29 protein-coding genes are annotated in these 25,300 nt (G+C 64.8%); 15 read left to right on the top strand and 14 right to left on the bottom strand.

Features of this window, described 5'->3' with window-relative positions; translation table 11 throughout:
- The first annotated feature begins 6 nt into the window (after positions 1 to 6).
- From JOD97_RS26705 to JOD97_RS26685, 5 genes are read left to right on the top strand one after another with little or no spacing between them, the layout of a single operon-like run.
- Positions 7 to 1,194: a homoserine O-acetyltransferase gene (locus JOD97_RS26705; RefSeq protein ID WP_209725300.1), complete on the top strand. Its 1,188-nt coding sequence runs from the start codon at positions 7 to 9 to the stop codon at positions 1,192 to 1,194.
- The gene (metW, locus tag JOD97_RS26700; protein WP_209725298.1) at positions 1,191 to 1,814 is read left to right on the top strand and encodes a methionine biosynthesis protein MetW; all 624 of its coding nucleotides are present in this window, start codon (positions 1,191 to 1,193) and stop codon (positions 1,812 to 1,814) included. Before JOD97_RS26705 ends, metW begins: the two co-directional genes overlap by 4 nt.
- The gene (locus JOD97_RS26695; RefSeq protein ID WP_209725296.1) at positions 1,814 to 3,070 is read left to right on the top strand and encodes an AmpG family muropeptide MFS transporter; all 1,257 of its coding nucleotides are present in this window, start codon (positions 1,814 to 1,816) and stop codon (positions 3,068 to 3,070) included. Before metW ends, JOD97_RS26695 begins: the two co-directional genes overlap by 1 nt.
- Positions 3,057 to 3,938 carry a M48 family metallopeptidase gene (locus JOD97_RS26690; protein ID WP_209725294.1) on the top strand — a complete coding sequence of 294 codons (882 nt, stop codon included), beginning with the start codon at positions 3,057 to 3,059 and terminating at the stop codon, positions 3,936 to 3,938. Before JOD97_RS26695 ends, JOD97_RS26690 begins: the two co-directional genes overlap by 14 nt.
- On the top strand, positions 3,938 to 4,831 hold the full coding sequence (locus JOD97_RS26685) for a pseudouridine synthase (RefSeq protein ID WP_229264731.1): 894 nt from the start codon (positions 3,938 to 3,940) through the stop codon (positions 4,829 to 4,831). The genes JOD97_RS26690 and JOD97_RS26685 overlap by 1 nt, the downstream gene beginning before the upstream one ends.
- Before the next feature lie 137 nt (positions 4,832 to 4,968).
- Here JOD97_RS26685 and JOD97_RS26680 read toward each other — a convergent pair whose 3' ends face one another.
- On the bottom strand, positions 4,969 to 5,742 hold the full coding sequence (locus tag JOD97_RS26680) for an exodeoxyribonuclease III (RefSeq protein WP_209725293.1): 774 nt from the start codon (positions 5,740 to 5,742) through the stop codon (positions 4,969 to 4,971).
- A gap of 98 nt (positions 5,743 to 5,840) precedes the next feature.
- Here JOD97_RS26680 and pyrE point away from each other — a divergent pair, with 98 nt between their 5' ends.
- The 3 genes from pyrE to JOD97_RS26665 all read left to right on the top strand — a co-directional run bounded on the left by pyrE (position 5,841) and on the right by JOD97_RS26665 (position 7,861).
- Positions 5,841 to 6,509: an orotate phosphoribosyltransferase gene (gene pyrE / locus JOD97_RS26675; protein WP_209725291.1), complete on the top strand. Its 669-nt coding sequence runs from the start codon at positions 5,841 to 5,843 to the stop codon at positions 6,507 to 6,509.
- Between the two features lie 117 nt (positions 6,510 to 6,626).
- The gene (locus tag JOD97_RS26670) at positions 6,627 to 6,998 is read left to right on the top strand and encodes a hypothetical protein (RefSeq protein WP_209725289.1); all 372 of its coding nucleotides are present in this window, start codon (positions 6,627 to 6,629) and stop codon (positions 6,996 to 6,998) included.
- Between the two features lie 56 nt (positions 6,999 to 7,054).
- The gene (locus tag JOD97_RS26665; protein WP_373999947.1) at positions 7,055 to 7,861 is read left to right on the top strand and encodes an alpha/beta fold hydrolase; all 807 of its coding nucleotides are present in this window, start codon (positions 7,055 to 7,057) and stop codon (positions 7,859 to 7,861) included.
- Between the two features lie 29 nt (positions 7,862 to 7,890).
- Here JOD97_RS26665 and JOD97_RS26660 read toward each other — a convergent pair whose 3' ends face one another.
- The 6 genes from JOD97_RS26660 to JOD97_RS26635 form a co-directional block, all read right to left on the bottom strand.
- A complete protein-coding gene (locus JOD97_RS26660; protein ID WP_209725285.1) occupies positions 7,891 to 9,153 on the bottom strand; it encodes a M56 family metallopeptidase in 1,263 nt (420 codons plus the stop codon).
- Positions 9,150 to 9,521, bottom strand: coding sequence for a BlaI/MecI/CopY family transcriptional regulator (locus tag JOD97_RS26655; protein WP_209725283.1), 372 nt, complete (start codon positions 9,519 to 9,521; stop codon positions 9,150 to 9,152). Before JOD97_RS26655 ends, JOD97_RS26660 begins: the two co-directional genes overlap by 4 nt.
- Before the next feature lie 118 nt (positions 9,522 to 9,639).
- Positions 9,640 to 10,044, bottom strand: coding sequence for a hypothetical protein (locus tag JOD97_RS26650; RefSeq protein ID WP_209725281.1), 405 nt, complete (start codon positions 10,042 to 10,044; stop codon positions 9,640 to 9,642).
- Positions 10,041 to 10,436, bottom strand: a complete 396-nt coding sequence (locus tag JOD97_RS26645) for a hypothetical protein (RefSeq protein ID WP_209725278.1) — start codon at positions 10,434 to 10,436, stop codon at positions 10,041 to 10,043. The genes JOD97_RS26650 and JOD97_RS26645 overlap by 4 nt, the downstream gene beginning before the upstream one ends.
- Before the next feature lie 203 nt (positions 10,437 to 10,639).
- Positions 10,640 to 11,944, bottom strand: a complete 1,305-nt coding sequence (locus JOD97_RS26640) for an ATP-binding protein (RefSeq protein WP_209725276.1) — start codon at positions 11,942 to 11,944, stop codon at positions 10,640 to 10,642.
- A complete protein-coding gene (locus JOD97_RS26635) occupies positions 11,941 to 12,618 on the bottom strand; it encodes a response regulator (protein WP_209725274.1) in 678 nt (225 codons plus the stop codon). The genes JOD97_RS26640 and JOD97_RS26635 overlap by 4 nt, the downstream gene beginning before the upstream one ends.
- A 195-nt stretch (positions 12,619 to 12,813) precedes the next feature.
- On the opposite strand from JOD97_RS26635, the gene JOD97_RS26630 reads away from it, so the two are divergent.
- The 4 genes from JOD97_RS26630 to JOD97_RS26615 all read left to right on the top strand — a co-directional run bounded on the left by JOD97_RS26630 (position 12,814) and on the right by JOD97_RS26615 (position 15,411).
- A complete protein-coding gene (locus JOD97_RS26630; RefSeq protein ID WP_209725272.1) occupies positions 12,814 to 13,392 on the top strand; it encodes an outer membrane beta-barrel protein in 579 nt (192 codons plus the stop codon).
- Between the two features lie 7 nt (positions 13,393 to 13,399).
- Positions 13,400 to 14,149: a MipA/OmpV family protein gene (locus JOD97_RS26625; RefSeq protein WP_209725270.1), complete on the top strand. Its 750-nt coding sequence runs from the start codon at positions 13,400 to 13,402 to the stop codon at positions 14,147 to 14,149.
- A 6-nt stretch (positions 14,150 to 14,155) separates the two neighbouring features.
- Positions 14,156 to 14,839: a hypothetical protein gene (locus JOD97_RS26620; protein WP_209725268.1), complete on the top strand. Its 684-nt coding sequence runs from the start codon at positions 14,156 to 14,158 to the stop codon at positions 14,837 to 14,839.
- Between the two features lie 86 nt (positions 14,840 to 14,925).
- Positions 14,926 to 15,411, top strand: coding sequence for an MgtC/SapB family protein (locus tag JOD97_RS26615; RefSeq protein WP_209725266.1), 486 nt, complete (start codon positions 14,926 to 14,928; stop codon positions 15,409 to 15,411).
- Between the two features lie 26 nt (positions 15,412 to 15,437).
- Here the strand turns inward: JOD97_RS26615 and JOD97_RS26610 are convergent, their stop codons facing one another.
- Positions 15,438 to 16,106: a TetR family transcriptional regulator gene (locus tag JOD97_RS26610; RefSeq protein ID WP_209725264.1), complete on the bottom strand. Its 669-nt coding sequence runs from the start codon at positions 16,104 to 16,106 to the stop codon at positions 15,438 to 15,440.
- A gap of 131 nt (positions 16,107 to 16,237) precedes the next feature.
- Here JOD97_RS26610 and JOD97_RS26605 point away from each other — a divergent pair, with 131 nt between their 5' ends.
- Complete coding sequence (locus tag JOD97_RS26605) at positions 16,238 to 17,188, top strand: SDR family NAD(P)-dependent oxidoreductase (RefSeq protein ID WP_209725262.1); 951 nt, start codon at positions 16,238 to 16,240, stop codon at positions 17,186 to 17,188.
- Positions 17,189 to 17,194: 6 nt separating this feature from the next.
- Here JOD97_RS26605 and JOD97_RS26600 read toward each other — a convergent pair whose 3' ends face one another.
- Positions 17,195 to 18,874, bottom strand: coding sequence for an alkaline phosphatase (locus JOD97_RS26600; protein WP_209725260.1), 1,680 nt, complete (start codon positions 18,872 to 18,874; stop codon positions 17,195 to 17,197).
- A 109-nt stretch (positions 18,875 to 18,983) separates the two neighbouring features.
- Entirely contained in the window at positions 18,984 to 19,580 is a 597-nt protein-coding gene (locus tag JOD97_RS26595; protein ID WP_209725258.1) for an ABATE domain-containing protein, read from the bottom strand.
- A gap of 127 nt (positions 19,581 to 19,707) precedes the next feature.
- Between JOD97_RS26595 and JOD97_RS26590 the strand changes: the two genes are divergently transcribed.
- Positions 19,708 to 20,610, top strand: coding sequence for an alpha/beta fold hydrolase (locus JOD97_RS26590; RefSeq protein ID WP_209725256.1), 903 nt, complete (start codon positions 19,708 to 19,710; stop codon positions 20,608 to 20,610).
- Positions 20,611 to 20,904: 294 nt separating this feature from the next.
- Entirely contained in the window at positions 20,905 to 21,468 is a 564-nt protein-coding gene (locus JOD97_RS26585) for a nucleotidyltransferase family protein (RefSeq protein ID WP_209725254.1), read from the top strand.
- Here the strand turns inward: JOD97_RS26585 and JOD97_RS26580 are convergent.
- The 4 genes from JOD97_RS26580 to gatC form a co-directional block, all read right to left on the bottom strand.
- On the bottom strand, positions 21,433 to 21,639 hold the full coding sequence (locus JOD97_RS26580; protein WP_209725252.1) for a DUF433 domain-containing protein: 207 nt from the start codon (positions 21,637 to 21,639) through the stop codon (positions 21,433 to 21,435). The genes JOD97_RS26585 and JOD97_RS26580 overlap by 36 nt on opposite strands.
- 218 nt (positions 21,640 to 21,857) lie before the next feature.
- The gene (gatB, locus tag JOD97_RS26575; protein WP_209725250.1) at positions 21,858 to 23,318 is read right to left on the bottom strand and encodes an Asp-tRNA(Asn)/Glu-tRNA(Gln) amidotransferase subunit GatB; all 1,461 of its coding nucleotides are present in this window, start codon (positions 23,316 to 23,318) and stop codon (positions 21,858 to 21,860) included.
- 22 nt (positions 23,319 to 23,340) lie between these two features.
- Complete coding sequence (gene gatA, locus JOD97_RS26570) at positions 23,341 to 24,825, bottom strand: Asp-tRNA(Asn)/Glu-tRNA(Gln) amidotransferase subunit GatA (protein WP_209725248.1); 1,485 nt, start codon at positions 24,823 to 24,825, stop codon at positions 23,341 to 23,343.
- A 74-nt stretch (positions 24,826 to 24,899) separates the two neighbouring features.
- On the bottom strand, positions 24,900 to 25,202 hold the full coding sequence (gene gatC / locus JOD97_RS26565) for an Asp-tRNA(Asn)/Glu-tRNA(Gln) amidotransferase subunit GatC (protein WP_209725246.1): 303 nt from the start codon (positions 25,200 to 25,202) through the stop codon (positions 24,900 to 24,902).
- Positions 25,203 to 25,300 lie beyond the last annotated feature (98 nt).

Raw genomic sequence — 25,300 nt, 5'->3', positions numbered from 1 at the left:
TAAAATATGTCATCCCTGGGATACGTCAAACCGCAAACCATGCATTTCGCGCAGCCGCTGCTGCTGCAAAGCGGCGCCTCGCTGCAAGACTACATGCTGATGTACGAAACCTACGGCACCCTCAACGCCGACAAATCGAACGCGGTGCTGGTGTGCCACGCGCTCAACGCCTCGCACCACGTGGCCGGCGAATACGAGGGCGTGCCGAAAAGCCTGGGCTGGTGGGACAACATGGTCGGTCCGGGCAAATCGCTCGACACCGACAAGTTCTTCGTCATCGGCATCAACAACCTCGGCTCGTGCTTCGGCTCGACGGGCCCGATGCACAACAATCCCGCCACCGGCAAGCCATACGGCGCCGCCTTCCCGGTCGTCACGGTGGAGGACTGGGTGGCCGCGCAGGCGCGCCTGGCCGACGCGCTGGGCATCACCCAATTCGCCGCCGTCATGGGCGGCTCGCTGGGCGGCATGCAGGCGCTGGCCTGGTCCATCATGTACCCGGAGCGGCTGCGCCACTGCGTGGTGATCGCCTCGACGGCCAAGCTGTCGGCGCAGAACATCGCCTTCAACGACGTCGCCCGCCAGGCCATCCTGTCCGATCCGGACTACCGCGGCGGCGATTTCTACGAATACGGCGTGGTACCGAAGAACGGCCTGCGCGTGGCGCGCATGGTCGGCCACATCACCTACCTGTCCGACGACGACATGGCCGAAAAATTCGGCCGCAAGCTGCGCGCGGCGGTCGACGACGTCACCGCCGGGGCGGGCGACAGCCCGGCCAACTACAAATTCGGCTTCGGCATCGACTTCGAGATCGAATCGTACCTGCGCTACCAGGGCGACAAGTTCAGCGAGTACTTCGACGCCAACACCTATCTGTTGATCACCAAGGCGCTCGACTACTTCGACCCGGCGCGCCACCACGGCGGCGACCTGTCCAAGACCCTGGCGGGCACCCGGGCCAAGTTCTTCCTGGCCTCGTTCACCACCGACTGGCGCTTTTCGCCGGAGCGCAGCCAGGAGATCGTGCAGGCGCTGGTGAGCAACCGCCGCCAGGTGACCTACGCCGAAATCGACGCCCCCCACGGCCACGACGCCTTCCTGCTGGATGACCCGCGCTACCTGAACCTGGTGCGCGCCTACTACGACCAGGTGTGGAACGAGACTAACGCGCCAGTGAAAGGCAACGCATGAACTTCGCGGAATTGAGCATCGCCCGGCCGGATCTGGCCTTCATCGCCCACTGGGTGCCGAACAACGCGCACGTGCTGGACGTCGGCTGCGGCGACGGCGTGATGATGGATTATCTGCAAAGCGACAAGCGCTGCAGCGGCTACGGCATCGAGATCGCCGACGACAAAGTCCTCGGCAGCACCAGGCGCGGCGTGCAGGTGATCCAGCAGGACATGGAAAAGGGCCTGTCGCTGTTTGGCGATAACTCGTTCGACACGGTGCTGTGCCTGTCGTCGCTGCAGATGATGAAGCATGTCGAGGCGCTGCTGCGCGATATCGTCCGCGTCGGCAAGGAGGCCATCGTCTCGTTCCCCAACTTCGCCTACTGGCCGCACCGCGTGGCGCTGCTCAAGGGCCGCATGCCGGTGTCCGAATCGCTGCCGTACGAATGGTACGACACGCCCAACCTGCGCTGCGCCACCATCAACGACTTCCGCGACCTGGCCGCCGAATGCGGGCTGGAGGTGATCGAATACGTGGCGCTGGCGGAGGGCCGGCGCGTGTCGTTCCTGCCGAACCTGCGCGGCGACCTGGCGGTGTTCCGGCTGCGTAAAAAAGTCAGCTCGAAGGCGGCGCACTGATGGCGGCCCCGGAGCGGGAGCGCCACTGGCTGTCGTACCTGAACGGCCGCACCGTTTCCATTCTGTTCCTGGGCTTTAGCTCCGGGCTGCCGCTGTACACGCTGATCTACCTGATGCAGGCGTGGCTGGCCAAGTCCGGGCTGGATGTGAAGGCGCTCGGCCTGTTCGCGCTGGTGACGTTCCCGTACACCTTCAAGTTCCTGTGGGCGCCGTTCATGGACCGCTACACCATCGGCCCGCTGGGCCGGCGGCGCGGCTGGATGGCGCTCACGCAGATCGGCCTGTTCCTGGTCATCGGCGGGCTGGGCATGCTCGATCCCAAGCTGGAGCTGACCTTGATCGCCGTCTTCGTCGGCGTGATCGCCTTCCTGTCGGCCAGCCAGGACGTGGTGATCGACGCCTACCGCCGCGAGATCCTGGCCGAGGACGAGCAGGGCCTGGGCGCGGCCATCATCGTCAACGCCTACAAGGCCGCCAGCCTGATCCCCAGCGCGCTGGGACTGGTGCTGGCCGACACGATGTCGTGGCAGGCGGTGTTCTGGATCGTGGCCGCGTTCATGCTGCCGGGCTTCGTCTGCACCTTGCTGGCCAGGGAGCCGGCCGTCTACGGCGCGCCGCCGAAGAACCTGCAGGAGGCGGTGGTGCTGCCGTTCCGCGAATTTATCCTGCGCGACGGCTTGAAACAGGCGCTGATCATCATTATGTTCGTCCTGCTGTACAAGATCGGCGACAGCATGGCGACCGCGCTGTCGACCAAGTTCTTCCTCGATGTCGGCTTCACCACCAAGCAGATCGGGCTGGCGGCCAACGCCACCGGCTGGTGGGCCAGCCTGGCCGGCGGCGCCGTCGGCGGCATCTGGATGATCAAGCTGGGCATCAACCGCGCGCTGTGGGTGTTCGGCGTGCTGCAGGCGATCGCCATCCTCGGTTTCGCCTGGCTCGCCAGGGGGGGGCCGGACCCGGTGCTGCTGAGCGCCGTGTTCGGATTCGAGGCGTTCGCCAGCCTGGGGCTGGGGTCGGCGGCGCTGGTGGCGTTCATGTCGCGCGCGACCGATCCCCGCTATACTGCCACCCAGTACGCGTTGTTTTCTAGTCTGGCTGCGGTCCCGCGCACATTTATTAATTCCTCCGTGGGTTATATTGTTGCCGAAACGGGTTGGTTCTGGTTCTTTATCGTCTGTTTCATCCTCGCCTTCCCGGCGATGATGATGCTGCCGAAAATCGCTCCTTGGAATAGTGCAAATGAAAAAGCTTAAATTGAAGGGCGCCGCGCTGGCGCTGGTGTGCGTGATCGGTGCGTTCCCGGTGTACGCGCAGAACGATGGGATTCCGGTCGAAAAGCTGTCGCGCATGCGCGGGCTGGGCGGCGATGCCTCGCAATTCGATCAACAGTCCAAGCTACAGTACGATCAGATGCTCAAGCAGGCGCACGACAAGGATGCCGTCGCCACCGATGACAATCCGCAGTTGATACGCCTGCGCGCCATCGCCAAACGCCTGATTCCATTCACCACGCGCTGGAATCCCGACGCGGCGCAATGGAAGTGGGAAGTCAATCTGCTCAAGTCCGACACCGTCAACGCCTTCTGCATGCCGGGCGGACGCATCGCGTTTTACAACGGCATCCTGACCAAGCTCAATCTGACCGACGATGAAGTGGCGGCGGTGATGGGGCACGAGATCGCCCACGCGCTGCGCGAGCACGCGCGCGAGCAGGCCGGCAAGAACACCGTCACGCAAGTCGGCTCGCGCATACTCGGCGCATTGGGCTCGGCCTATTTTGGCGTCGATCCGCGTCTGGGCGACGCCGCCGCCGGCATGGTCTCGCAGGGCGCCGCGTTGAAGTTCTCGCGCGGTGATGAAAGCGAGGCCGATCTGGTTGGCATCGATCTGGCGGCGCGCGCCGGCTTCGATCCGCGCGCCGGCGTGGCGCTGTGGCAGAAGATGGGCGCGATCAACAAGAGCCAGCCGATCAGCTTCCTGTCGACCCACCCGACCGGCAAGGACCGCATCGCCAACATGAACAAGAACATGCCGCTGGTGCTGCCGGTGTTCGCCCGCGCCAAGGGTCTGGACCCGAACAACCTGCCCAAGTACCACTCGCTGGCGCTGCCGAAGTCGTAATGTCGTCGGCACGGCCCCCGCTGCCGATGCGCGACGGCGTCGCGCCCAGCTACCTGTGGCTGCCGGAAGGGCGGTGGCCGGACCTGATCACCTTCCTCATCGAGCGGTTCCCCGATGTCGAGGTGTCGACCTGGTACGACCGCATGGCGCGCAACGAAGTGGTCGACGGCGACGGCAAGCCGCTGTCGCCCGGCAGCGCGTTCAAGCGCGGCATGCGCATCTTCTACTATCGCGAACTGGAGGCGGAGACGCCGATCCCGTTCGCCGAAGAGATCCTCCACATGGACGAGCACCTGGTGGTGGTCGACAAGCCGCACTTCCTGCCGATGACGCCGGGCGGCCGCTTCCTGCACGAGACCTTGCTGGTGCGGCTGAAGAAAACGCTGGGCGAGCCGGCGCTGACGCCGATCCACCGGCTCGACCGCGAGACGGCCGGGGTGGTGATCTTCTCGCGCAAGGAGTCCAGTCGCGGCGCCTATCAATCCTTGTTCCAGAAGCGGCTGATCGAGAAGGAATACGAGGCGCTGGCGCCGACGCTGAAGGGTGTCGAGTTTCCGTTCACGTACCGCAGCCGGATGGTCGACGGCGACAAATTCTTCATCATGAAGGAGGAGCCGGGCGAGCCCAATTCCGAGACCATCATCGAGGTGATCGAGCAGCGCGCCGATTGCACCTTGTACCGGCTGTTTCCCCACACGGGCCGCAAGCACCAGCTGCGGCTGCATCTGGCCTCGCTCGGCATCCCGATCATCAACGACGCGTTTTATCCGGTGGCGCTGCCGTGCAAGGAGGACGACGTGTCGCAGCCGCTCAAGCTGCTGGCGCGGCGTATTTGCTTCCTTGACCCGCTGACCAACGACTGGCGCGAATTCAGCAGCCGCCGCAGCCTGTAGACGGCGATCCGTTGATTGATCACGTAGGGCGGATTAGCGTAGCGTAATCGGCCATGCATGAGTCGTCGACGGCGCATGCATGGCCGATTACGGCGTTCCGCCTAATCCGCCCTACGTGGTTCCGAGGTCAGCCCCGCTCAGTCGTGCGCGTAGTCGATGATCAACGGCGCGTGGTCCGAGAACTTCTCTTCCTTGTAGATCGCCACCGTGGTGGCCTTGGCGGCGATGCCCGGGGTCGCCACGTGGTAGTCGATGCGCCAGCCGACGTTCTTCGCGTACGCCTGGCCGCGGTTGCTCCACCACGTGTATTGCTCCTCGCGCGGATCGAGGCCGCGGTGGACGTCGACAAACCCCACCTCGTCGAACACGCGCGTCATCCATTCGCGCTCCTCCGGCAGGAAGCCCGAATTCTTCTTGTTGCCCTTCCAATTCTTCAGGTCGATTTCCTTGTGCGCGATGTTCCAGTCGCCGCAGATGACCACTTCGCGCCCCTCGGCGTGCAGCTGTTGCAGGTGCGGCAGGAACAGCGCCATGAAGCGGAATTTGGCCTCCTGCCGCTCCGGGCCGGAAGATCCCGATGGGCAATACACCGAAATCACGCTAAGATTGCCGAAATCACAACGCACGTAGCGGCCCTCGGCGTCGAACTCCGGCGCGCCGAAACCGATGACGACGCGGTCCGGTTCGATCTTGCTGTAGACGCCGGTGCCGGAATAGCCTTTTTTCTCGGCGTAGTGGAAGTGGCCGTGGTAGCCGCCCGGGTTGAGGAACTCGGGCGTCATGTCCGGCGCCTGGGCCTTGAGCTCTTGCACGCAGATGAAGTCGGCGTCCTGCGTGGCCATCCACTTGAAAAAGCCTTTGGAGGACGCGGAACGGATGCCGTTCAGGTTGGCGGAAATGATTTTTGGCATGGCGGATTGACTTAAAAAAGTGCTTAAAAATGAGTCGGAAATTTCGGAATGCGCTAGTGTAGCGTTAAAATACGGCCACTTTAAAGAAATGAGGCAGCATGAACAATTTACGTCAGCAATTTATCGAGTTTTCGGTCCACACCGGGGTGCTGCGCTTTGGCGAGTTCACCACCAAGGCCGGGCGCCAGTCGCCGTACTTCTTCAACGCCGGCCTGTTCCACGATGGCGCCACCCTGGCGCAGCTGGCGCAGTTCTACGCGCAGACGCTGCTCGACTCGGGCATCGAATTCGACATGCTGTTCGGCCCGGCTTACAAGGGCATCACCCTGGCCTCGGCCACCGCCGTGGCGCTGGCCGGCAAGGGCCGCAACACCTCGTTCGCGTTCAACCGCAAGGAAGCCAAGGCGCACGGCGAGGGCGGCAACCTGGTCGGCGCCAAGCTGCAGGGCAAGGTGGTGATCATCGACGACGTGATCTCGGCCGGCACCTCGGTGCGCGAATCGGTGGACATGATACGCGCGGCCGGCGCCGAACCGTGCGCCGTGCTCATCGCGCTGGACCGCATGGAGCGCTCCGGCGCCCCGGACGGCACGCTGTCGCCGAACTCGGCGGTGCAAGAGGTGTCCAATCTCTACAATATCCCGGTGATTTCGATCGGCAACCTGGACGACCTGTTCACTTATCTGAACAGCAAGGGCGCCGATCCGCAACTGCTCCAGCACAAGGATGCGGTGGCGGCGTATCGCCAACGCTACGGCATTGCCTGATCTGGCGCAGTAGCGGTGGCCGATGCGTTGCCGAATCGGCCATCTTGCTAGACTTTGATATTTCTATGGTGTAACCTTTTGAGACGGCATACAGGCCGTGGACAAACAAGGCAGATCATGAACATCGCAACATTGAAGGTGCACGGCGACGACGACGGCCTGGCGGACGTCCGTGACGGCTTGCCAACCGAACCGGACAGCGACTGGCAAAAGGGCGACGTCAAGCCTGACGGCCGGGTGCGCATCGATTCCGGCTTCTACGTGGCCATCGGCACCGACGAGAATCCGGACGAACTGCTCAAGCAGATCCGCCATTATCTGGCCGAATGCTCGGCGCGCGGCATCCACTTCGAACGCTCGGACGTGGCCGCCGAACTGCGCGTGTCCTTCACCACCGAGCGCGGGGCGGCCACGCCCAGCCTGGACTTCACCCTGGCCGATCTGACCTTGCTGGTCGACATGGGCATCACGCTTAGCATCACCGCCTGATGCGCTTCGCCGAGACGCGGCTGGCCGGGCTTCGTTGCGGGCAGGCGGAGCGGCGCGTGCATATCTGGGAGCCGGACCCGCCGGCCGCGCCGCGCGCGGTGCTGCTGGCCATCCACGGCGGCATGGCGCACGGCGGCGACTACGTCACGCCGGCGCTGTTCTTCCGGCGGCACGGCATCGCCACCGTGGCCTACGACCTGTGCGGCCATCAGGACGCGCGACGGGTCGACATCCCCGGCTTCCACGTGTTCCTCGACGACAGCGTGCTGTTCCTGCAGTGGGTCAAGCGCGAATATCCCGGCGTGCCGGTTTTCGTCATGGGCCACTCGATGGGCGCGCTCATCGCCACCCATCTGGGGCTGGGCCCCTTCGCCGGCGACGCCGGCATCCAGGGCTACATCCTGTCGTCGCCGTACTACGTCAACGCGATCAAGGTGTCGCCGGTGCTGCTGGCGCTGGCCGGCGTGCTGGGCGCGCTGGCGCCGCGCATGAAGGTGCCGCTGGCGTCGCTGATCGATTCGCTCACGCACGACAGCGCCATCACCGCGCGCCACCACGCCGACGAGCGCGACGGCGTGCGCGCCACGGAAATCACGGTCCGCTTCGGCAACGCGCTGACGGCGGCGCAAAAAGGGTTGGCGGCGCGGATGCCGGCGTGGCGGCATCCCTTGTTCGCCGTGGTGGCCGGCGACGACAAGCTGGCCGACGCCGACGCGGCCGAGGCGATGCTCAAGTCGGTGCCGGCGGCGTTGCTCACGTACCGGCGCCATCCGCACAACTATCACGAGAACTTCAACGAGCTCAATCGCGAAGAGATCTTTGCCGACATCCTGGGGTGGATGCGGCTGCCGCCCGCCGGCTGATCGTCATCGCGCCGGGGGCGGCGTCGGGTTTACTCCAACACCCACACGTACTGCATCTTCATTTTCGATTCGAACGGTTTGCCGGCCCGGGTGGCGGCCTTGAACGTGCACTTCTCGATGCCGGTGCGGGCCGCTTCGTCCAGGTCGGTGAAACCGCTCGATTTGACTACCTGCGAGCTCTTTGCCTTGCCGTCGGTGCCGACAGTGAAGGACAGCGTCACCGTACCTTCCTCTTTGCGGGCGCTGGCGCCTTCCGGCCACAGGGGCTTGGCGCAGCTGTTGAAATCGACCACCGCGCCGGCCGTCTTGCCGGCCGCTTTGTCGGCGGCGACCGCCTCGGCGTAGACCGTCATGCAGGCCAGCGCCAATCCCAGCATCGGAATCGCCGCCTTCCAGTTCAGGGCCCGCGGTGCGGGGCGCATCAAGCGTTGAATACGTTCCATCAAATTTCCTCCGTTGGCCGCTTGGGCCAGGTGGTGGGTGGAGAACTGGAGTTTTTCCAGTTCTGAAAGTGCAAGGGCCAGACGCCGCGGTTCGCCCAGTGTCCTTGCTGCTAAATCGTCCGCCATCAGTTCACGCTCGGCGCGGATGCGGTTCGATATCCACCAGACAGCGGGGTGGTAGAACAGCACCGTCTCGATCGCGTTCTGCAGCAGGTTGACCAGATAATCATGATGCTTGATATGCGCCATCTCGTGCGCCAGCAGCGCGCCCAGCAGGTCGGGCGGCATGCCCGACACCAGCGACGCCGGCACCAGCACCACCGGCCGCCACCAGCCGGCCGTGACCGGGCTGGCCAAGGTGTCGACGATGCGCAGACGCACCGTGCGGGTGACGCCGACGCGCCGCGCCAGGCGTGCCAGGCTGGCCTCCCAGCGCAGCCGGTCGGCGCGGTGGCGGGGCGCGTCCTCGGCGGCGGCGCGGTTGATCCACAGCAGGCCGAGCACCATGCGCAGCGCCAGCGCGGCCGCACATACCGCCCACAGGCCGACGATGCCGCGCAACGAATTGCGCAGGTCGAACGGCTCGCCGCTGGCGATGGTGTGCGCGGCCAGTTCGATCATCCTGAAGTCGACGCCCGCGGCCGCGCCGCCGCCGGCGAGGCGCTGGTACAGGTCGAGCGCGGGCCAGCACAGGCAGGCCATCAGCGCGGAGCAGGCCAGCAGGTAGCGGTATTCGGCGCGCGCGTTGCGCATCAACGCCAGCGCCAGCGCGGTGGCGCATCCGATCAGCAAGCCTTGCCACAGGAAGTGCATCAAGGTCAGGCCGAGCGCGAAGGTGAAGGCGCTCATTGGTCGTCGTCCTTCAGCATTTGTTCGATCTCCTGGCGCTCCTTTTTGGAGATGCCGCTGCGCAGCGCCGCCAGCACCAGCGCCTTGGCCGAGCCGGCGAAGGCCTTTTGCACCAGGTCCTTGAGCAGATTGGTTTGCAGCGCGTCCTGCGCCTGCGCCGGCGCGTAGACGTGCGAGCGCTGGCTTTCGTCGCGGATCAGGATGCCCTTGCTGTGCATGATCTGCATCAGGCGCAGCACGGTGCCGTAGGCCAGCTCCGGTTTATCGGCCAGCATGGCCTCGTGCACCTGCTTGGCGGTGGCCGAGCCGAGCGGCCACAACGCTTGCAGCAGGTCGAGCTCGGCCGCCGTGGGTTTGGGAATGGACATTGTCGCCTCTTGTCAGCTTGCTAAAGTATTTGTAGATTAGTCTGTCTAGACAAAAATGTATACTTTAATTTTCAGGGCTGAAAGGCGGTGTTGTTTTATCTAGACAGGAATGTATAGTTCAGGCGGCGCGCTGCGAAGGGTGCTGCGCGGCATTGGTGTGGCGCGAGGTGATGATGTACGCGTGCAAAATTCGTACGTCAAAGAACGTGACGTTTCGAAACTCCCGCAGGCCATGCTCAACCTGGACCGCCGAATGGATAGCCTGCAAGCCGGGATTGTCGCGTTCGATGATCGCGATGCGTGAGAATTTTAAGATTTCCGGGAGTGGGAATTCCGCATTCAGTTGTGACGCGATGGTCCGCATTTCCGTCAGGCCCCAGTCATCCAGCCACCGCGCGGTGACGAGTAGGTCCCATAGTCGCAACGAGCTGTCCGGCCGGAGCGCGGCAAACAGTTCAAACGGACCTCGCTCGACCGAAAGCCGTCGTTCAATGCGTTGTAGTTTTTTGACGAAGGTGTTCATAGTTCCCTCACCAGTATCTCGATTGCCTCCAGCATTCTATTCGCTTGACGTTCACCGACCGTGCCAATTTGAGCGTAGCGTGCCTGCGGCTTCCAAGCGGCGACGATGGACCATTCCGCTACATGCTGTGTCATGACGATGGACTCCAGGCCGGTCAGTTTTAAGAGTACCGCTAAATCATGGACCCTGAAAGAACTGAAACGTTCAAATTCTTTGTTGGTGTCGGGAAAACCGTTCCATTGCAGGGTTTTGCAAATTCTTGCTTTCAACGCAAGCTCAATGGCGTAACCAGAGATGTAGAAGGCGCCATCAAAACGTCGCGCGCCATATAGAACTTTTCCGTCTAACAAACGGGCTGCCGAAATTTCCTCAAGGTCTCGTATCGATAGCACGTAAGCCTCCCAGCTGGGCTATCGAATATTTTCGTCGAAATCGCGAGCCTCTTTAGGATGAAATGGATGTGGTCTGATTCAAAACAATGGAGGCATCAACTACAGCCTGGGGAGGAGCAGTCTGTTGAACTTAATCCAGCTTCCAGACGTATAGCATTGCTGCAACCAGGCCGCCCTCGGCAGGCTTGGTTTAAGTCACCGCGCTAGATCGGCAGCGTCAGCGTGAAGCGTGCGCCGCCCAGCGGCGAGTCGTCGATGGCGATGTCGCCGCCGTGCAGCCGCGCCGCCTTGAGCGCGATCGCCAGACCGAGGCCGTAGCCGCCGGCCGCGTGGTCCTCGTCGCGCGCGAGCCGGAAGAACGGATCGAAGACCTTGGCGCGCGCGTCCACCGGTATGCCGGGGCCATCGTCCTCGATGACGACGCGCACGCCCGCGCCGTCGCGCGCGGCGCTCAAATCGATGCGCGACGCCGCGTACTTGGCGGCGTTGCCCAGCAGGTTGTTGACGGCGCGCGCCAGCAGCCGCTGGTCGCCTTCGACCTCGCCAAGGTCGGCGCCGATGCTGGCGCTGTAACGATGCGCCGCCGACGCCGAGGGCGCGCAAGCGCGCAGCAGCGGCTCCAGCGCGACCGGCCGTGTCGGCATGGAGCGCGCCTGATCGAGCTGGGTCAGGTCCAGCAGTTCGTCGACCAGCGCCTTCAATTCATCGACATCGGTGGCCATCGCCCGCACCCGCTGTCGCAGCGCCGGATCGGCGCCCGCGTGCCGGTGCAGCAGCAGCTCCAGTCCGAATTCGAGCCGCGCGATCGGCGTGCGCAGTTCGTGCGACACCGAGTGCAGCAGATTCTTGCGCGCCTCGAGCAACGCGCCGATGCGGCCCGCCATGTCGTTGATGCGGCCCGCCAGCGGCGCGATGATCGAACCCCGGCGCGGCGCGGCGCGCGCGGCCAGGTCGCCGCGGCCGAAATCGTCGGCGACGCGCGACAGCGCCTCCAGCTCGCGCCAGTGGCGGCGCGACCACCAGCCGATCGGCACCAGCAGGAACAAGGCGATCACGCCGAAGCGGATCGCCTCCATGCCCAGCGCCTGGCCGATATCGATCGGCAGATGGCGCGCCAGGATCACGTCGTCGTCGCTGCCGACGTAGCGCGCGCCGTCGCGGTCCACGCGCCGGTAAAACGATTTGCCGCCGGCGTCGATCACGATCGCGCCTTGCGCCAGCTGGCCGCGTTTCGATTCCGGCAGCGCGGCCAGCGCGGCGCGCAGCGGCAGCAGCTCGAAGGTGACGCCGGAGACTTCGCGCACCTTGTTCAGCCGCACCAGCCACTCGTCGGCGCCGGCCTTGTCGATGTACTGCTCCAGCAGGAAGATCTGGCCGGTGGCCTGGCGCCGCGCGATCTCGTCGACCGGGTCGCCGAACAGGCGCGCGAAGGTGAGGTAGATGACCACCGTGGCCAGGCCGATGGCCAGCAGCACCGGCAGCGCGAAGCGCAGGAACAGGCGGTTCATTCCCAGGCCGAGGGGCTGAACAGGTAGCCTTCGCCCCAGACGGTCTTGATGCGCTCGCAGGCGCCGTCGTCGAACTTGCGGCGCAGGCGCGAGACGCAGTTGTCGATGCTGCGATCGAGGCCGTCGAACTCGATGCCGCGCATCTTGATCAGGATGTCGTTGCGCGACTGGACCTTGCCGGCCGCCTCCGCCAAAATCAGGAACAGTTTGAATTCGGCGCTGTTCATGGCCACCTCGCGCCCGCGCCAGAACACCGCGCGGTCGGCGCGCGCGATGCGCAGCGCGCCCACCACCACGTCGGCGCCGGCCGGCGCGCTGCCGCGCCGCTGCAGCGCGCGCAGGCGGGCCAGCAGCACGCGCGGCTGGATCGGTTTGTTGACGTAGTCGTCGGCGCCTTGTTCGAGGCAGGACACTTCGTCGAACATGTCCTCGCGCGCGGTCAGGATCAGGATCGGCACGGCGCTCAACTGGCGCAGCTGGCGGCACACCACCATGCCGTCGGTGCCGGGCAGGGTCAGGTCGAGGATCACCAGGTCCGGCTGCGTGGCGCTGAAACGCTCGAGCGCGCGGTCGCCGCGGCCGACCACGTCGACCGCGTAGTCGAACTCGCCGAGGTATTCCCCGACCAGCGCGGCCAACCGCGCATCGTCCTCCACCAGCATCACTCGCTGCATTCGCCCTCCGTTTTGACCAGCATTGTAGCGGCAGCCCGCGCCGAAGTGGCGATTTAGACAATCCGGTACAGATTCGTACACTTTTTATACAAATACGCCCTACAAATTGACGACAATTGACATACAGTCCGGAGAGGATTTCTGCGGTGGCGGGTTCTAAGATTCGAGGCTCTTACCTCAACCCGGAAAACCATCATGAAAAAAATCTTTGTCAGCGCCGTCTTCGCCATCGCCTTCGCGCCGTTCGCGCAGGCGGAGGATTTCTACCTCGGCGCCAATATCACCGGCGGCACCGATGGCCATGTCGACGTCACCGAAGGCGGCACCACCAAGCGGCACGACGCCTCGGGCAAGCAGCGGCCGCTCGGCCTGTACGCCGGCTATGTGCTGTCGCCAGGTTGGGCGCTGGAGGCGGGCTACAGCGGTTCGGGTGGATCGACCGATTACGACCTCGATGCCGGCCGCCGGCTGCGCCTGCGCACCAGCATGGGCTATCTGGCGCTGCGGGCCGACTGGAAGCTGGGCCAGGACTGGTCCTTGTACGGCAAGGCCGGCGTGTCGCAGGGCCGGCTCAAGCTCGATGCCAGCGGCCCCGGGGCCGGACCGGGTGAGCGGGTGCACAAAACCGGCGCGTATCTGGGCGTCGGCGCCGCCTGGTTCGTGACCAGGGACGTGGCGTTGCAGCTCGAACTCGAACATACGACTAAAATCAAATACGAAGGGCTGACGGCGAAGATGGACAAGATCTCGCTGGGCGTGCGCTTCGGCTTCTAAGGAAAACATGCACAAGCCGTCCCCGATATTCGCGTTACTGTGGCTGGCCGCGCTGCCGGCCCTGGCCGAGGAGCATGCCGTCGGCATGATGCCCGACGGTAGTTCCGACATGTACGTCGGGTTGGCGGTCGCCAAGCGCTCGTCGCCGGCCGATGGCGAGGACCGCTCCACGGCGCTGCGGCCGCTGCTGCAGGTCCAGTGGAGCAATGGTATTTTCGTCTCGGCCACCGGCGTCGCCGGCATGCACCTGTCGCGCACACCGGGCGTCGAATACGGGCCGCTGCTGCTCGACAGCAACAAACGCGATCCGGGCGACGGCCGCCGTCTGGCGGGCACGCATCCGATCAAGGGCTCGTGGGACGTGGGCGGATTCTATAACTACTATCTGGGCGATCAGGTGCGGCTGCTCACCACCCTCGTCTACGACACCAGCGCCGGCGGCATGAAAGGCAGCGTGGGCCTGCAAAAGACGCTGGCGTCGCTGGCGCCGCACCACACGGTGTCGTTTTCGGCCGGCGCGGCGTGGGCCGGCGACGCCGTCATGCGCGAGCGCTACGAGGTGTTCGGCGCCTACCGGCCCGCCGGCGGCGTCATGGCGCTGAACGCTGGCGCCAACTGGAACTGGGAGTTGAGCAGCCGCTGGCTGGTCAACACCTCGGTGGTGGGCACGCGCCTGGGCACGCCGGCGGCCAACAGCCCGATCGTCGACCGCCGCGATTTCATCACCTGGTCCAGCGGACTGGCGTACCGGTTCTAGCACGCCATGCTCAGATTCCTCCTGCTCTTGCTGGCCTTCGCCCCGGCGTGCGCGTGGTCGCAGCAGGCGTCTGACTGGATCAGCTATCGCGACGCCTACCGCCAGATGATCTGGTTTGAAAAGTACGGCAAGCCGAAGCAGTTTTTGCAGAACCACCTGCGCCTGCGCCCGCGCGACGGCGGCGCCCCGATGGACGGCCTGCGCCTGACGCTCAACAGCAAGACCGCGCACCTGGATTTGCCGCTCGACGCGCTGGGACGCGCCGTCTTCCCGTTCTCCAAGGCCGCCTACGACGACAACGCCGAGTTGGAATTGAACCGCAAGCCCGGCCAGTTCTCGCACGGGCCATGGGTGTCGATCGTCACGCGCGCCGATGGCGTCTACGCGGTCGCCGACCTGCTGGCCGCGTGCGAGCAGATGGCCGCCTACCTGCGCTACACCGGCGCGCCGGGCGGTAAGAGCTGCGCCGGCGTGCAGTTCGCCTACGCCAGGGGCGAGGCGGCGCAGGTGCGGGTGGCGCGCAGTGGCGGCGGGGGCGCGGTGGCGCTGGCCGCCGTCGACGGCCCGGCGTTCCCCGGCGACGCGGTCACCGGCTTTCGGGTCTTCGTTTATCGCTTCGCCGTATTCGCCGACGGCGTGCAGGTCGTCACCAGCGGCACGCCGCTGGCCATCGCGGCGCTGCTGGAGTAGCGCGCGATGGCCGGCGGTTGCTAAGCCATCGATCGCGGTGGTATGCTGGTTCGCTCGGCCGCGGCCGGTTTTTCAGGTGTCGAACGATGGTGGATTATTGGGATATATCGGCCCGTCTGGGCGTCGCGCTGTTGTTCGGCTGCGTCATCGGGCTCGAGCGTAACCTGCACGGCAAGCCGACCGGCATGAAGACGCTCGGCCTGGTCGCGCTGGGCGCGGCGCTGGTCGCCATGGCCAGCATGGAATTCGCGCCGTTCGACGGCCAGTACAGCCGCGAGGCGCTGAGCCGGGCGGTGCAGGGAGTCATCACCGGCATCGGCTTTCTCGGCGCCGGCGTCATCGTTCTCGATAATGGGTCGGCAAAAATAAAAGGGTTGACCACCGCCGCCTCGATCTGGATGACGGCCTGCATCGGCATCGTCTGCGGCATGGGCGCGTGGCGCGTGGCCGGCATCGGCTTGATACTGGTGATGCTGCTTTTCCTGCTCGGCCATCCGCTGGAGCGCATGCTGCACCGGCGCTGGCTGGGGAAAACCGAGAAAGAGCGCACCGAGATCGACATGCACGATTAATTGGCGGTGGGCCGGTCCCGGCGACGTCAGCCCGCCGCCCGCGTCTCCAGGCCGCGCAGCAGCAGCAGCAGGCCGGTTCCGAAATCGGCTTCGAAGTCATAGCGCAACGGTTGCAGGTCCGGCAGCTCCAGCACGCCGGCCAGCGCTTCGGCCGGACTGGCGAGCGGCCACAAGCCGATCATCAGCGCGATGGCCTGCCGCATGAATTCCACATAGGCGGTGAACGGCAGCACCGGCGCCGCCTGGTGCAGTTGCTCCGCCGCGCCCGCTATCAAGGCCAGTGAATGGCGCTTGAATTGCGTCAGCCGCTCCGGCGAGACGTTGCGCTCGATGATGGACGGCAGGATGCTGAACAGCCTGCACATCAGCGGCCGGGCCGCGCTGGAGCCGGCGAAGTCGCGCGCGATCTGTTCCGGCGTGACCGGCTTGGCGGCGGCCAGGCGCGCGCCCAGCTCGACGCTCCATTGCGCCGATTCCTCCTCCAGCAAGGCCAGCAGCAGCGCCTCGCGGTTCTCGAAATACCGGTACACGTTCGACTTGGTCATCTGCGCCTGGCGCGCCAGCTCGTTCAGGCCCAGTTCGCTTACCTCCATGCCGCCGTGCAGGGCCGTCCTGGCCGTGTCCAGCAAATGCTGGCGGCGCTCTTCCTTCTGTTCCGGTCGGCGGGCGCGTTGGAAGGGTTCTGGTGTCGTCATAAAGATCATCGATAAAAATTGCTGGATGGCGCCACTGTATCGGCTGCGACATCGCTTGACAAGAGACCGGCGGTCTTATATATTGAAGACCACTGGTTCCTTATTTATTCTATCCTGCATCGGAGCGCGATATGCCTACCCCACTCATGGTTCGTTCGGAACTGCTCAACCAGGACTTGACCGGCAAAACCTATGTCGTCACCGGCGCCAATTCCGGCATCGGCCTGGTCACCACCCAGCAACTGGCCAGGCAAGGCGCCACAGTCGTCATGGGTGTGCGACGCGTCAAGGAGGGCCAGCGCGTGGCCGCCGAGATCCGCCGCGAGACGGCATCGGCGCAGCTGTTCGTCTACCCGCTCGAGCTGGCCGACCTGGCGTCGGTGCGCGCCTTCGCCGCCGAGGTCAACCGCAATCACCCCAAGCTGCAGGGCCTGGTCAACAACGCCGGCGTGATGAAAACGCCGTTCGGCCACACCAAGGACGGCTTCGAAACCCAGTTCGGCGTCAACCATCTGGGGCACTTCCTGCTGACCAACCTGCTGACCGAGGCCCTGAAGGCCGGCGCGCCGTCGCGCGTGATCAACCTGTCGAGCTATTTCCACGAATTCGCGATGGGCCGCAAGGGCGAGATCCACTTCGACGACTTGAACTACCACAGCCGTCCATTCGACTCCTGGGAGGCGTACGCGCAATCGAAGCTGGCCAACCTGCTGCACGCGCGCGAACTGGGGCGCCGCCTGGCCGGCACCGGCGTGACCACCGCCAGCGTCAACCCCGGCTTCGTGCACACCAACCTGTTGACGGTCCCGCTGCCGATGTGGCTGCAGCGCCTGGTGGTGATTCCGGTGATGCGCCTGGCCGGCATGATCGAGCCGTGGGAGGGCGCGCAGACGACGCTGCACGCGCTGCTGGCGCCCGAGGTGGCGCAGCACTCGGGCGCCTATTACAGCCAGATGGCCCGCTACAAGGACAAGGCCTCGCGCGCCGGCGGCTGGCCGCTGCGCTCGCCCAACCCGGTGGCGCACGACGACGCCGTCGCCGCGCGGCTGTGGAACGCCAGCCAGGCTTTGGTGCAAGGCTAACTGCGATCAGCCGGCCACGATCTTGCGGTTGGCCGCCCCCGGCAGCATGCGCAGCGTCTTGCCGACGGAGGCCGTGTAGGTTTTCGACTGGACGGTGTCGACATAGCGGTACTCGGCGCGTGCCTCGCCCGGCGTGACGGTCAACACCACGAAGCCGCGCGACGCCGTCTCCGCGTATTGCAAAGGCCCGATCAGTTGCTCCATGCCGGCCGCCACCATCGCCGGCGCGGCGGTGGGGAAGTAGCTCTCGAAGCCGGGCGAGGTCACCGACGGCACGCCGAATTCGACTCCGACCGCCTGGCCGTTGACGTCGGCCAGGTCGCTGGCCCAGGCGTTGTGCGTGTCGCCGGCCAGCACCACCAGATTCTTGTTGAGCGTGCGTGCCATGTTGAGCACCGTTTCGCGCGCGGCCTGGTAGCCGTCCCACGCGTCGAGGTTGTACGGCACCTTGGGCGCGGCCAGTTGCAGCTGTTCGGCGTCGGTCAGCGCCACGCCGGCTTGCACCTTGGCCGCGAGGGCGAGATAGGCCGCGTAGCCGGTGGCGGTCAGCACCATCGGCGCCGGCAGCAGCATGCGGGCCATTAGCACTTGCTGGCCGAGGATCTGCCAGGTGGCGGTCGACTTACCCATCTGGCCCTGCAGCCATGTGGTCTGCTCGGCGCCCATCAGCTGGCGCGCGGGGTTCGACACGTCCGCCGTGAACGCGGCGCTATTGAAGCTGCCGTCGGCACCGGCGTAGCTGGCGTAGGCCAGTTGTTTGTCGCGGCCGATCACGCGGGTGTCGAGCATGTGCAGCGACAGCAGGTTGCCGAAGTCGAAGGAGCGGTAGATGCGGTCCGGCCGCGCGGCGTCGGGCACGCGGATCGGCATCCATTCGTGATACGCCTGGATCGCCATCATGCGCCGCGCGGACCACAGGCCCTCGGTGGCGGGATTGTGGTTTTCCGCGCCTTCGCGCCAGGTGTCGTTGGCCAGTTCGTGGTCGTCCCAGACGGCGATGAACGGAATGCGCGCGTGCACCGCCTGCAGGTCCGGGTCGGTGCGGTATTGCTGGTAGCGGCGGCGATAGTCGGTCAGCGTGATGATTTCGGTGGCCGGCTGCGACACCCGGTTCATGCCGGCCGCGTTCTGCGACGCGTAGCCGCCGGCGGCGTATTCATAGATGTAGTCGCCCAGGTGCAGGCCGACGTCGATGTCGTCGAATTTGGCGGCGTCGCCGTAGACGTTGAAGTAGCCGGCCGGGTAGTTCGAGCAGCTGAAGACGGCGAAGCGCGCGCGCGTCACGGCGCCGGTCGGCAAGGTCTTGGTGCGTCCGACCGGCGAGTCCACGCCCTGGCAGCGGAAGCGGTAGTAGTAGGCGCGGTTGGCCGACAATCCGGTGGCGTCGACCTTGACGGTGTAGTCGCCGGCCGCGCCGGCGCGGGCGGTGCCGGAGGCGACGGTCTTGGTAAAGGCGCTGTCCTCGGCCACCGTCCAGCCCACGTCCATGTCGTCGGCGCCGGCGGCGGCCGTGACGCGGGTCCACAGGATCACGCGGTCGGGCAGCGGGTCGCCGCTGGCCACGCCGTGCGCGAACGTGATCGATTGGTAGGACGGATCGTCGCCGCCGCAGGCCGTCAGCGAGATGGCGGCGGCGCCGACGGAAAAGTTGCGGATGAATTTGCGACGCGAATTCGATGGTGTCATGGGTGGGCAGTTGCTCAAAATGAAAGAAGGCTCATCTTAAGCAGCGCGCGTGACGCATTCATGACATGGCGACTCCGGATCGCGCGCGAGGCCGGCGATCGATCAAGCGCTACATTGCAGCCTTTTTCCTGAACTGGGCCGCCTTGTGGCGATTGCCGCACAACGCCATGCTGCACCAGCGACGCTTGTGCGCCTTGGTGCGGTCGTAAAACCAGAGGACGCATTCGGGGTGCTGGCATTGTTTGACGAGGTCGAAATCGCCGTCCACCAGGAGTTGCGCCGTCGCTTCCGCAAGCGGCCCCAGCATCGACGCGACCGGCTCGGCGCGGGCCTGGCGCGTCAGCGTCAAGCCGCCTTCGCTGTCGCGCGCCAGGTGCGGCGCGCTGACGTAGGCGCGCAGATACGCGTCCAGCGCGGCGATATCGCCCAGCGTTTCCTGTTTGCGCTGCTCGATCAGCCGCCTCACCAGCGAGCGCAACGTTCTCGCCCGCGCCAGCAGCGCGTCCGGATCGACCGGGCCGTCGCCGTCCATGGGCGCGATGCCGTGGCGCGCCAACCATTTGCGCACGTCTTCGCCGCTGTGCCAGTAGTCGACCGACTGCCCGTCGACGATGGCCTCGGTGTTCAGCAGATCCATTGCCAGGTGGTCGCCCAGCATCGGCGCCTCGGACAGGCCGTTCACGGATGGTTTTTCTGCTTTCGTCATTTTGTAACCGTTAAAATATGCTTTGACAGGTTACTAAAAGTTGCGCATACTCGCACCAAGTAACCACCTATATGTAATTATAGCGGTTATTCGATCTGTGCCTTGCCTATCTACCAAAGGAGCCATCATGAACATCACACCGTCATTGTTTGCCGCAGCCGATAACACCGCGCAGGTCCATCACCGGGCCATGGAAGTCCAGGGTGTCAACATCTTTTACCGCGAAGCCGGCCCGGTCGAGGCCCCCGTCGTGTTGCTGCTGCACGGCTTCGGCGCCTCGTCGTACATGTTCCGCAACCTGATCCCGCAACTGGCCGGCAAATACCATGTGATCGCGCCGGATCTGCCGGGCTTCGGCCAGACCAGCGTGGTGCCCGGCACGCCGTTCGCCTACACGTTCGACAATCTCGCCACCGTGATCGACGCCTTCACGGTGGCCAAGGGCGTGGAGCGCTACGCCATGTACGTGTTCGATTACGGCGCCCCGGTGGGCTGGCGCCTGGCGGTGAAGAACCCGCAAAAGGTCACGGCGATCGTCAGCCAGAACGGCAACGCGTACGAGGAGGGCTTGAGCGAAGGCTGGGCCGATATGCGCAAGGCCTGGGCCGAGCCGACCGCCGCCAACCGCGAGGCCTTACGCCGCTTCAACACGCTCGACATGACCAAGTGGCAGTACACCGAAGGCGTGCGGGATGCGTCGCTGATCGCGCCGGAGACCTGGCAGTTGGCGCACGCGGCCATCGAGCGCATCGGCGTCGAGGTGCAGATGGATTTGCTGCTGGACTACGGGCAAAACATCAAGCAGTACGGCAGGCTGCATGAGTTTTTCCGCAGCCACCAGCCGCCGACACTGGCGATCTGGGGCAAGAACGATCCGTTCTTCGTGCCGGCCGGCGCGGAGGCCTTCAAGCGCGACAACCCGAAAGCCGAAGTGCGCTTCCTGGATACCGGCCACTTCGCCATCGAAACCCACGGCGATGAGATCGCCACGCAAATGCTGGAGTTTTTGGACCGTCACGTCAAACCCTGAGCCCAAGCCCGAGGTGCAGTGCCGCTAACGCTAAGTTAAGGCGATTTCGTAGGGCGGATTAGGCGGGACGCCGTAATCGGCCATCGATGAGCCGCCGATAACGCATGCATGGCCGATTACGCTGCGCTCTTAAGGCCTACCGGCAGGTAGGCCGTTTCATCGATGGGCCCCTGGGCGGTTAGCGGGCCTCGCCCGCTAATCCGCCCTACGTGATTCCGATGTCCGTTAAACTTAGCGGCATTAGGCACCGCCGCCATCGTCTCGATGCTCCCACAACATTTAACGACATACCTTATGCAAGACCGATTTCGCGCCGACGTGCTGGCCAATACGAACAATCGCATCATTCTCGATCGCTGGAACGCGTTGGCGCTTCCTGACGGCTGGCTGGTTGCTGGATGCCTGTTCCAGACGGTATGGAATCTTCAGGCCGGCCGCGCGCCGGAAGGGAATATCAAGGATTACGATCTTTTTTATTTCGATAAGGACGATCTGAGCGAGCATGGCGAACGGCAGGTGCAGGCGCACGTCGACGAAGTGCTTGCCGATTTGGGCATTTCGATCGATGTGTCGAATCAAGCGCGGGTCCACCTCTGGTACGAGTCATACTTCGGTCATCCATATCAAGCGCTGCGCAGCGCCTGCGATGGGATCGACCGTTTCCTCATGCCGGCCACCTGCGTTGGTATCCGTCCAGATTCAGTCTATGCGCCAAACGGACTTCAAATGCTTTATGACGGCGTATTGACTACAAATCCGCTGACGCCTTATCTTGATCTTTTTGAGCAAAAAGCCGCGTCATATTGCGCTCGCTGGCCGTCGTTACGTATTGCACGCACCAGCCGCGCTGAGGTTTAGTATCGCAACGGCCATGTCACGCGACACAGATGGAAAGTCGGTCAGGAAGTCGTCCAGCGAAGAGCCGCCTTCGAGGTAATCAAAGAGCGTCTTTATCGGCACACGCGTGTCCCTGAAGCACGGTGTGCCGCTCATGATTTCTGGATCGGAAAGAACGTATTGAGTATCCATTGTTGCCTCCCGTTCCTAGGCTACCACACCCAGGGAGGATAGGCGGGGGCGCAGCGGAATCCGCCACGAGCCGTCGACGGAGCTTGGCGGATTACGGCGTTCCGCCTAATCCGCCCTACGTGGTTCCAATGAACGCTTGATTTAGGTGGAGCTCCGCGTAAGAAAACGCCCCGCAAGCTTTGCGGCTTGCGGGGCGTTAGCCAGGCGCGGGGATAACCTTAGCCAGCCAGCTTGGCCTTCAGCAGCTCGGTCAGCTGGGCCGGGTTGGCCTTGCCGCGCGACGCCTTCATCGCCTGGCCGATCAGCGCGTTGAGCGCCGCTTCCTTGCCGGCGCGGTACTGCTCCACCGATTTGGCGTTGGCGGCAATGACGTCGTTGACGATCGCTTCCAGCGCGCCGGTGTCGGAGATCTGCTTCAGACCCTTGGCTTCGATGATGGCATCGACCAGGTTCTCGTCCGACGACTTGGCTTCCCACATGCCGGCGAAGACTTCCTTGGCCGCCTTGTTGGAGATGGTGCCGTCGGCGATGCGCTTGAGCAGGGCGGCCAGCTGCGCGGCCGATACCGGCGAATCGTCCAGGTCCACGCCTTCGCGGTTCAGGGTCGACGAGACGTCGCCCATCAGCCAGTTGGCGGCGGCCTTGGCGTTTTCCTTGCCGGCTTTTTCCACCACGGCGACGAAGTAGGTCGCCATCGATTTGGATGCCGTCAGCACCAGCGAGTCGTATTCCGGCAGCGCGTATTCGCTGACGAAGCGCGCGCGCATGGCCGCCGGCAGCTCCGGCATGGAAGCTTTAACGCTCGAGATCCATTCGTCCGAGATCACCAGCGGCGGCAGGTCCGGGTCCGGGAAGTAGCGGTAGTCCTGCGCGTCTTCCTTGCTGCGCATTTCGCGCGTCTCTTTGCGGTCCGGATCGTACAGGCGGGTCGCTTGCACCACCTTGCCGCCGTCCTCGATTAATTCGATCTGGCGGCGCACTTCGACGTGCACGGCTTCCTCGATGAAGCGGAACGAGTTCAGGTTCTTGATCTCGCAGCGGGTGCCGTATTCCTTCTGGCCCTTGGGGCGCACCGAGACGTTGACGTCGCAGCGGAACGAGCCTTCCTGCATGTTGCCGTCGCAGACGCCGAGCCACATCACCAGCGAGTGCAGCGCCTTGGCGTAGGCCACCGCTTCGGCGGCGCTGCGGATCTCCGGTTCGGAGACGATTTCCAGCAGCGGCGTGCCGGCGCGGTTCAAGTCGATGCCGCTCATGCCGGCGTAGTCCTCGTGCAGCGATTTGCCGGCGTCTTCCTCCAGGTGCGCGCGCGTCAGGTTGACGGTCTTGGTGACGAATTCGCCATCCTTCTCGTAGCCGAACGTCAGCGCGCCGCCGATGACGACCGGGTCTTCGAACTGGCTGATCTGATAACCTTTCGGCAGGTCCGGATAGAAGTAATTTTTACGGGCGAAGATCGAGGCCGGCGCGATCTTGGCGCCGACGGCCAGGCCGAAGCGGATCGCGCGGTCGACCGCCTGCTTGTTCATCACCGGCAGCACGCCGGGCAGCGCCAGGTCCACCGGACTGGCTTGCGTGTTCGGCTCGGCGCCGAACTTGATCGGCGAGCCGCTGAAGATTTTTGATTCGGTCGTGAGCTGCACGTGGTTCTCAAGACCGATGACGACTTCCCATTCCATATGATTCTCGCTCTGTTCTGTGTTAGATGCCGGCCGGAGCGCGGGTGTGCCAGTCGGTCGCCAGCTGGTACTGGTGGGCGACGTTGAGCAGCTTCGCTTCGCCGAAATGCTTGCCGATGATCTGCAGTCCCACCGGGCGGTTGGCGTTCTTCTCGCCTTGTCCGAAGCCGCACGGGATCGACATGCCGGGCAGGCCGGCCAGGCTGGTCGACAGCGTGAAGATGTCGGCCAGGTAGGCGGCGACCGGGTCGTCGGACTTGTCGCCCAGATCCCAGGCGACGGTCGGTGCCACCGGGCCCATGATGACGTCGCAGACGGCGTTCGGGCCGTTGAGCGCCGCTTCGAAGTCCTGCGCGATCAGGCGGCGGATCTTTTGCGCCTTGAGGTAGTAGGCGTCGTAGTAGCCGTGGCACAGCACATAGGTGCCGACCATGATGCGGCGCTTGACCTCGGCGCCGAAGCCTTCGGCGCGGGTCTTGCGGTACATGTCCGAGAGGTCCTTGTACTCGGTGGCGCGGTGGCCGTAGCGCACGCCGTCAAAGCGCGACAGGTTGGACGACGCCTCGGCCGGGGCGATCATGTAGTAGGCCGGGATCGACAGCGCGGTGTTCGGCAGCGAGATGTCGACCAAGGTGGCGCCCAGCGCCACGTACTGCGCCAGCGCGGCGCGCACCGCCTGCTCGACGTCGGCCGCCAGGCCTTCGCCGAAGTATTCCTTCGGCACGCCGATGCGCAGGCCGGTCAGCGGCTGGTTCAGCTCACGCGTGTAGTCCTCGTCGACGCCGCCCAGCTCCGGCGTCAGCGAGGTCGAGTCGCGCTCGTCGAAGCCGGCCATGGCGTTGAGCAGCAGCGCGCAGTCCTCGGCCGTTTGCGCCATCGGGCCGCCCTGGTCGAGCGAGGAGGCGAAGGCGATCATGCCGAAGCGCGACACGCGCCCGTACGTCGGCTTGATGCCGGTGATGCCGCAGAACGCGGCCGGCTGGCGGATCGAGCCGCCGGTGTCGGTGCCGGTGGCGGCCGGCGCCAGGCGCGCGGCGACGGCGGCGGCCGAGCCGCCCGACGAGCCGCCCGGCACGGCGTTCTTGTCCCACGGGTTCTTGACCGGGCCGAAGGCCGAGTTCTCGTTGGCCGAGCCCATGGCGAATTCGTCGCAATTGAGCTTGCCCAAGGTGACCATGCCGGCCGCGCGGAATTTCTCGACGACGGTGGCGTCGAACGGGCTGACGTAATTGGCCAGCATCTTCGAGCCGGCCGTCGAGCGCCAGTCGCGCGTGACGAAGATGTCTTTGTGGGCGATCGGCACGCCGGTCAGCGCGGTGGCGGTGCCGGCGGCGAGGCGGGCGTCGGCCTCGGCGGCCTGCGCCAGCGTCAAGGCGCGGTCCACGTGCAGGAAGGCGTTCAAGTCGCTCTTTTCGATGCGGTCGAGGAAGTGCGTGGCCAGCTCGGTGGCGGTGACGGCTTTGCTCTGCAGGAGCGCGGACAGCTCTTTAAGGGTTTTGGTGTGCATGGCGTTTCAATTCAATTCGGGGATGATCGAGGCGTAGGTGCGGGCGAAACCACGTGCGGCGAGGTGTGGATTGCTTATTCGATCACTTTCGGCACCAGGTACAGGCCATCCTGTGTCTTGGGCGCGACGGCCTGGTAGTCCTCGCGGCGATTGGCCTCGGTGGCCGCGTCCTCGCGCAGGCGCAGGGCGATGTTGTTCATGTGCGCCGCCAGCGGGTGGCTCAGCGGGGCGACGCCGTCGGTGTCGACCGCTTGCATCTGTTCGGCCAGCGCGAAAATGCCATTCAGCTGCTCGAGCGCGGTGGCGCTCTGCTGCTCGCTCATCTCAAGTTGGGCCAGTTTGGCAATGCGTGTTACGTCGGATAGGGTCAGGGACATAGCGAATGGCGCGGACGGGCCGCGCGGGGTTTAATTGTTACATTGATAAAAAACTTGAAGTTCCGCCTAATCGCTGGCAAAAGCGGACGATTGCCGCT

This window comes from Duganella sp. 1411 (assembly GCF_017833525.1).
Lineage (GTDB): Bacteria > Pseudomonadota > Gammaproteobacteria > Burkholderiales > Burkholderiaceae_D > Rugamonas.
Note: the sequence above shows the minus strand (reverse complement) of the source record. Positions and strands in the feature narration are given on the sequence as shown.

Bases quoted from the DNA above. Each gene is read 5' to 3' on its own strand.
- JOD97_RS26585 (WP_209725254.1), top strand. From the start codon at position 20,905: ATGCAAGACCGATTTCGCGCCGACGTGCTGGCCAATACGAACAATCGC.
- JOD97_RS26655 (WP_209725283.1), bottom strand. From the start codon at position 9,521: ATGTCCATTCCCAAACCCACGGCGGCCGAGCTCGACCTGCTGCAAGCG.
- gatA (WP_209725248.1), bottom strand. From the start codon at position 24,825: ATGCACACCAAAACCCTTAAAGAGCTGTCCGCGCTCCTGCAGAGCAAA.
- JOD97_RS26705 (WP_209725300.1), top strand. From the start codon at position 7: ATGTCATCCCTGGGATACGTCAAACCGCAAACCATGCATTTCGCGCAG.
- gatB (WP_209725250.1), bottom strand. From the start codon at position 23,318: ATGGAATGGGAAGTCGTCATCGGTCTTGAGAACCACGTGCAGCTCACG.
- JOD97_RS26615 (WP_209725266.1), top strand. From the start codon at position 14,926: ATGGTGGATTATTGGGATATATCGGCCCGTCTGGGCGTCGCGCTGTTG.
- JOD97_RS26595 (WP_209725258.1), bottom strand. From the start codon at position 19,580: ATGACGAAAGCAGAAAAACCATCCGTGAACGGCCTGTCCGAGGCGCCG.
- gatC (WP_209725246.1), bottom strand. From the start codon at position 25,202: ATGTCCCTGACCCTATCCGACGTAACACGCATTGCCAAACTGGCCCAA.
- JOD97_RS26600 (WP_209725260.1), bottom strand. From the start codon at position 18,874: ATGACACCATCGAATTCGCGTCGCAAATTCATCCGCAACTTTTCCGTC.
- JOD97_RS26695 (WP_209725296.1), top strand. From the start codon at position 1,814: ATGGCGGCCCCGGAGCGGGAGCGCCACTGGCTGTCGTACCTGAACGGC.
- JOD97_RS26635 (WP_209725274.1), bottom strand. From the start codon at position 12,618: ATGCAGCGAGTGATGCTGGTGGAGGACGATGCGCGGTTGGCCGCGCTG.
- JOD97_RS26625 (WP_209725270.1), top strand. From the start codon at position 13,400: ATGCACAAGCCGTCCCCGATATTCGCGTTACTGTGGCTGGCCGCGCTG.
- JOD97_RS26650 (WP_209725281.1), bottom strand. From the start codon at position 10,044: ATGAACACCTTCGTCAAAAAACTACAACGCATTGAACGACGGCTTTCG.
- JOD97_RS26685 (WP_229264731.1), top strand. From the start codon at position 3,938: ATGTCGTCGGCACGGCCCCCGCTGCCGATGCGCGACGGCGTCGCGCCC.
- JOD97_RS26580 (WP_209725252.1), bottom strand. From the start codon at position 21,639: ATGGATACTCAATACGTTCTTTCCGATCCAGAAATCATGAGCGGCACA.
- pyrE (WP_209725291.1), top strand. From the start codon at position 5,841: ATGAACAATTTACGTCAGCAATTTATCGAGTTTTCGGTCCACACCGGG.
- JOD97_RS26610 (WP_209725264.1), bottom strand. From the start codon at position 16,106: ATGACGACACCAGAACCCTTCCAACGCGCCCGCCGACCGGAACAGAAG.
- JOD97_RS26640 (WP_209725276.1), bottom strand. From the start codon at position 11,944: ATGAACCGCCTGTTCCTGCGCTTCGCGCTGCCGGTGCTGCTGGCCATC.
- metW (WP_209725298.1), top strand. From the start codon at position 1,191: ATGAACTTCGCGGAATTGAGCATCGCCCGGCCGGATCTGGCCTTCATC.
- JOD97_RS26690 (WP_209725294.1), top strand. From the start codon at position 3,057: ATGAAAAAGCTTAAATTGAAGGGCGCCGCGCTGGCGCTGGTGTGCGTG.
- JOD97_RS26680 (WP_209725293.1), bottom strand. From the start codon at position 5,742: ATGCCAAAAATCATTTCCGCCAACCTGAACGGCATCCGTTCCGCGTCC.
- JOD97_RS26670 (WP_209725289.1), top strand. From the start codon at position 6,627: ATGAACATCGCAACATTGAAGGTGCACGGCGACGACGACGGCCTGGCG.
- JOD97_RS26660 (WP_209725285.1), bottom strand. From the start codon at position 9,153: ATGAGCGCCTTCACCTTCGCGCTCGGCCTGACCTTGATGCACTTCCTG.
- JOD97_RS26590 (WP_209725256.1), top strand. From the start codon at position 19,708: ATGAACATCACACCGTCATTGTTTGCCGCAGCCGATAACACCGCGCAG.
- JOD97_RS26605 (WP_209725262.1), top strand. From the start codon at position 16,238: ATGCCTACCCCACTCATGGTTCGTTCGGAACTGCTCAACCAGGACTTG.
- JOD97_RS26620 (WP_209725268.1), top strand. From the start codon at position 14,156: ATGCTCAGATTCCTCCTGCTCTTGCTGGCCTTCGCCCCGGCGTGCGCG.
- JOD97_RS26630 (WP_209725272.1), top strand. From the start codon at position 12,814: ATGAAAAAAATCTTTGTCAGCGCCGTCTTCGCCATCGCCTTCGCGCCG.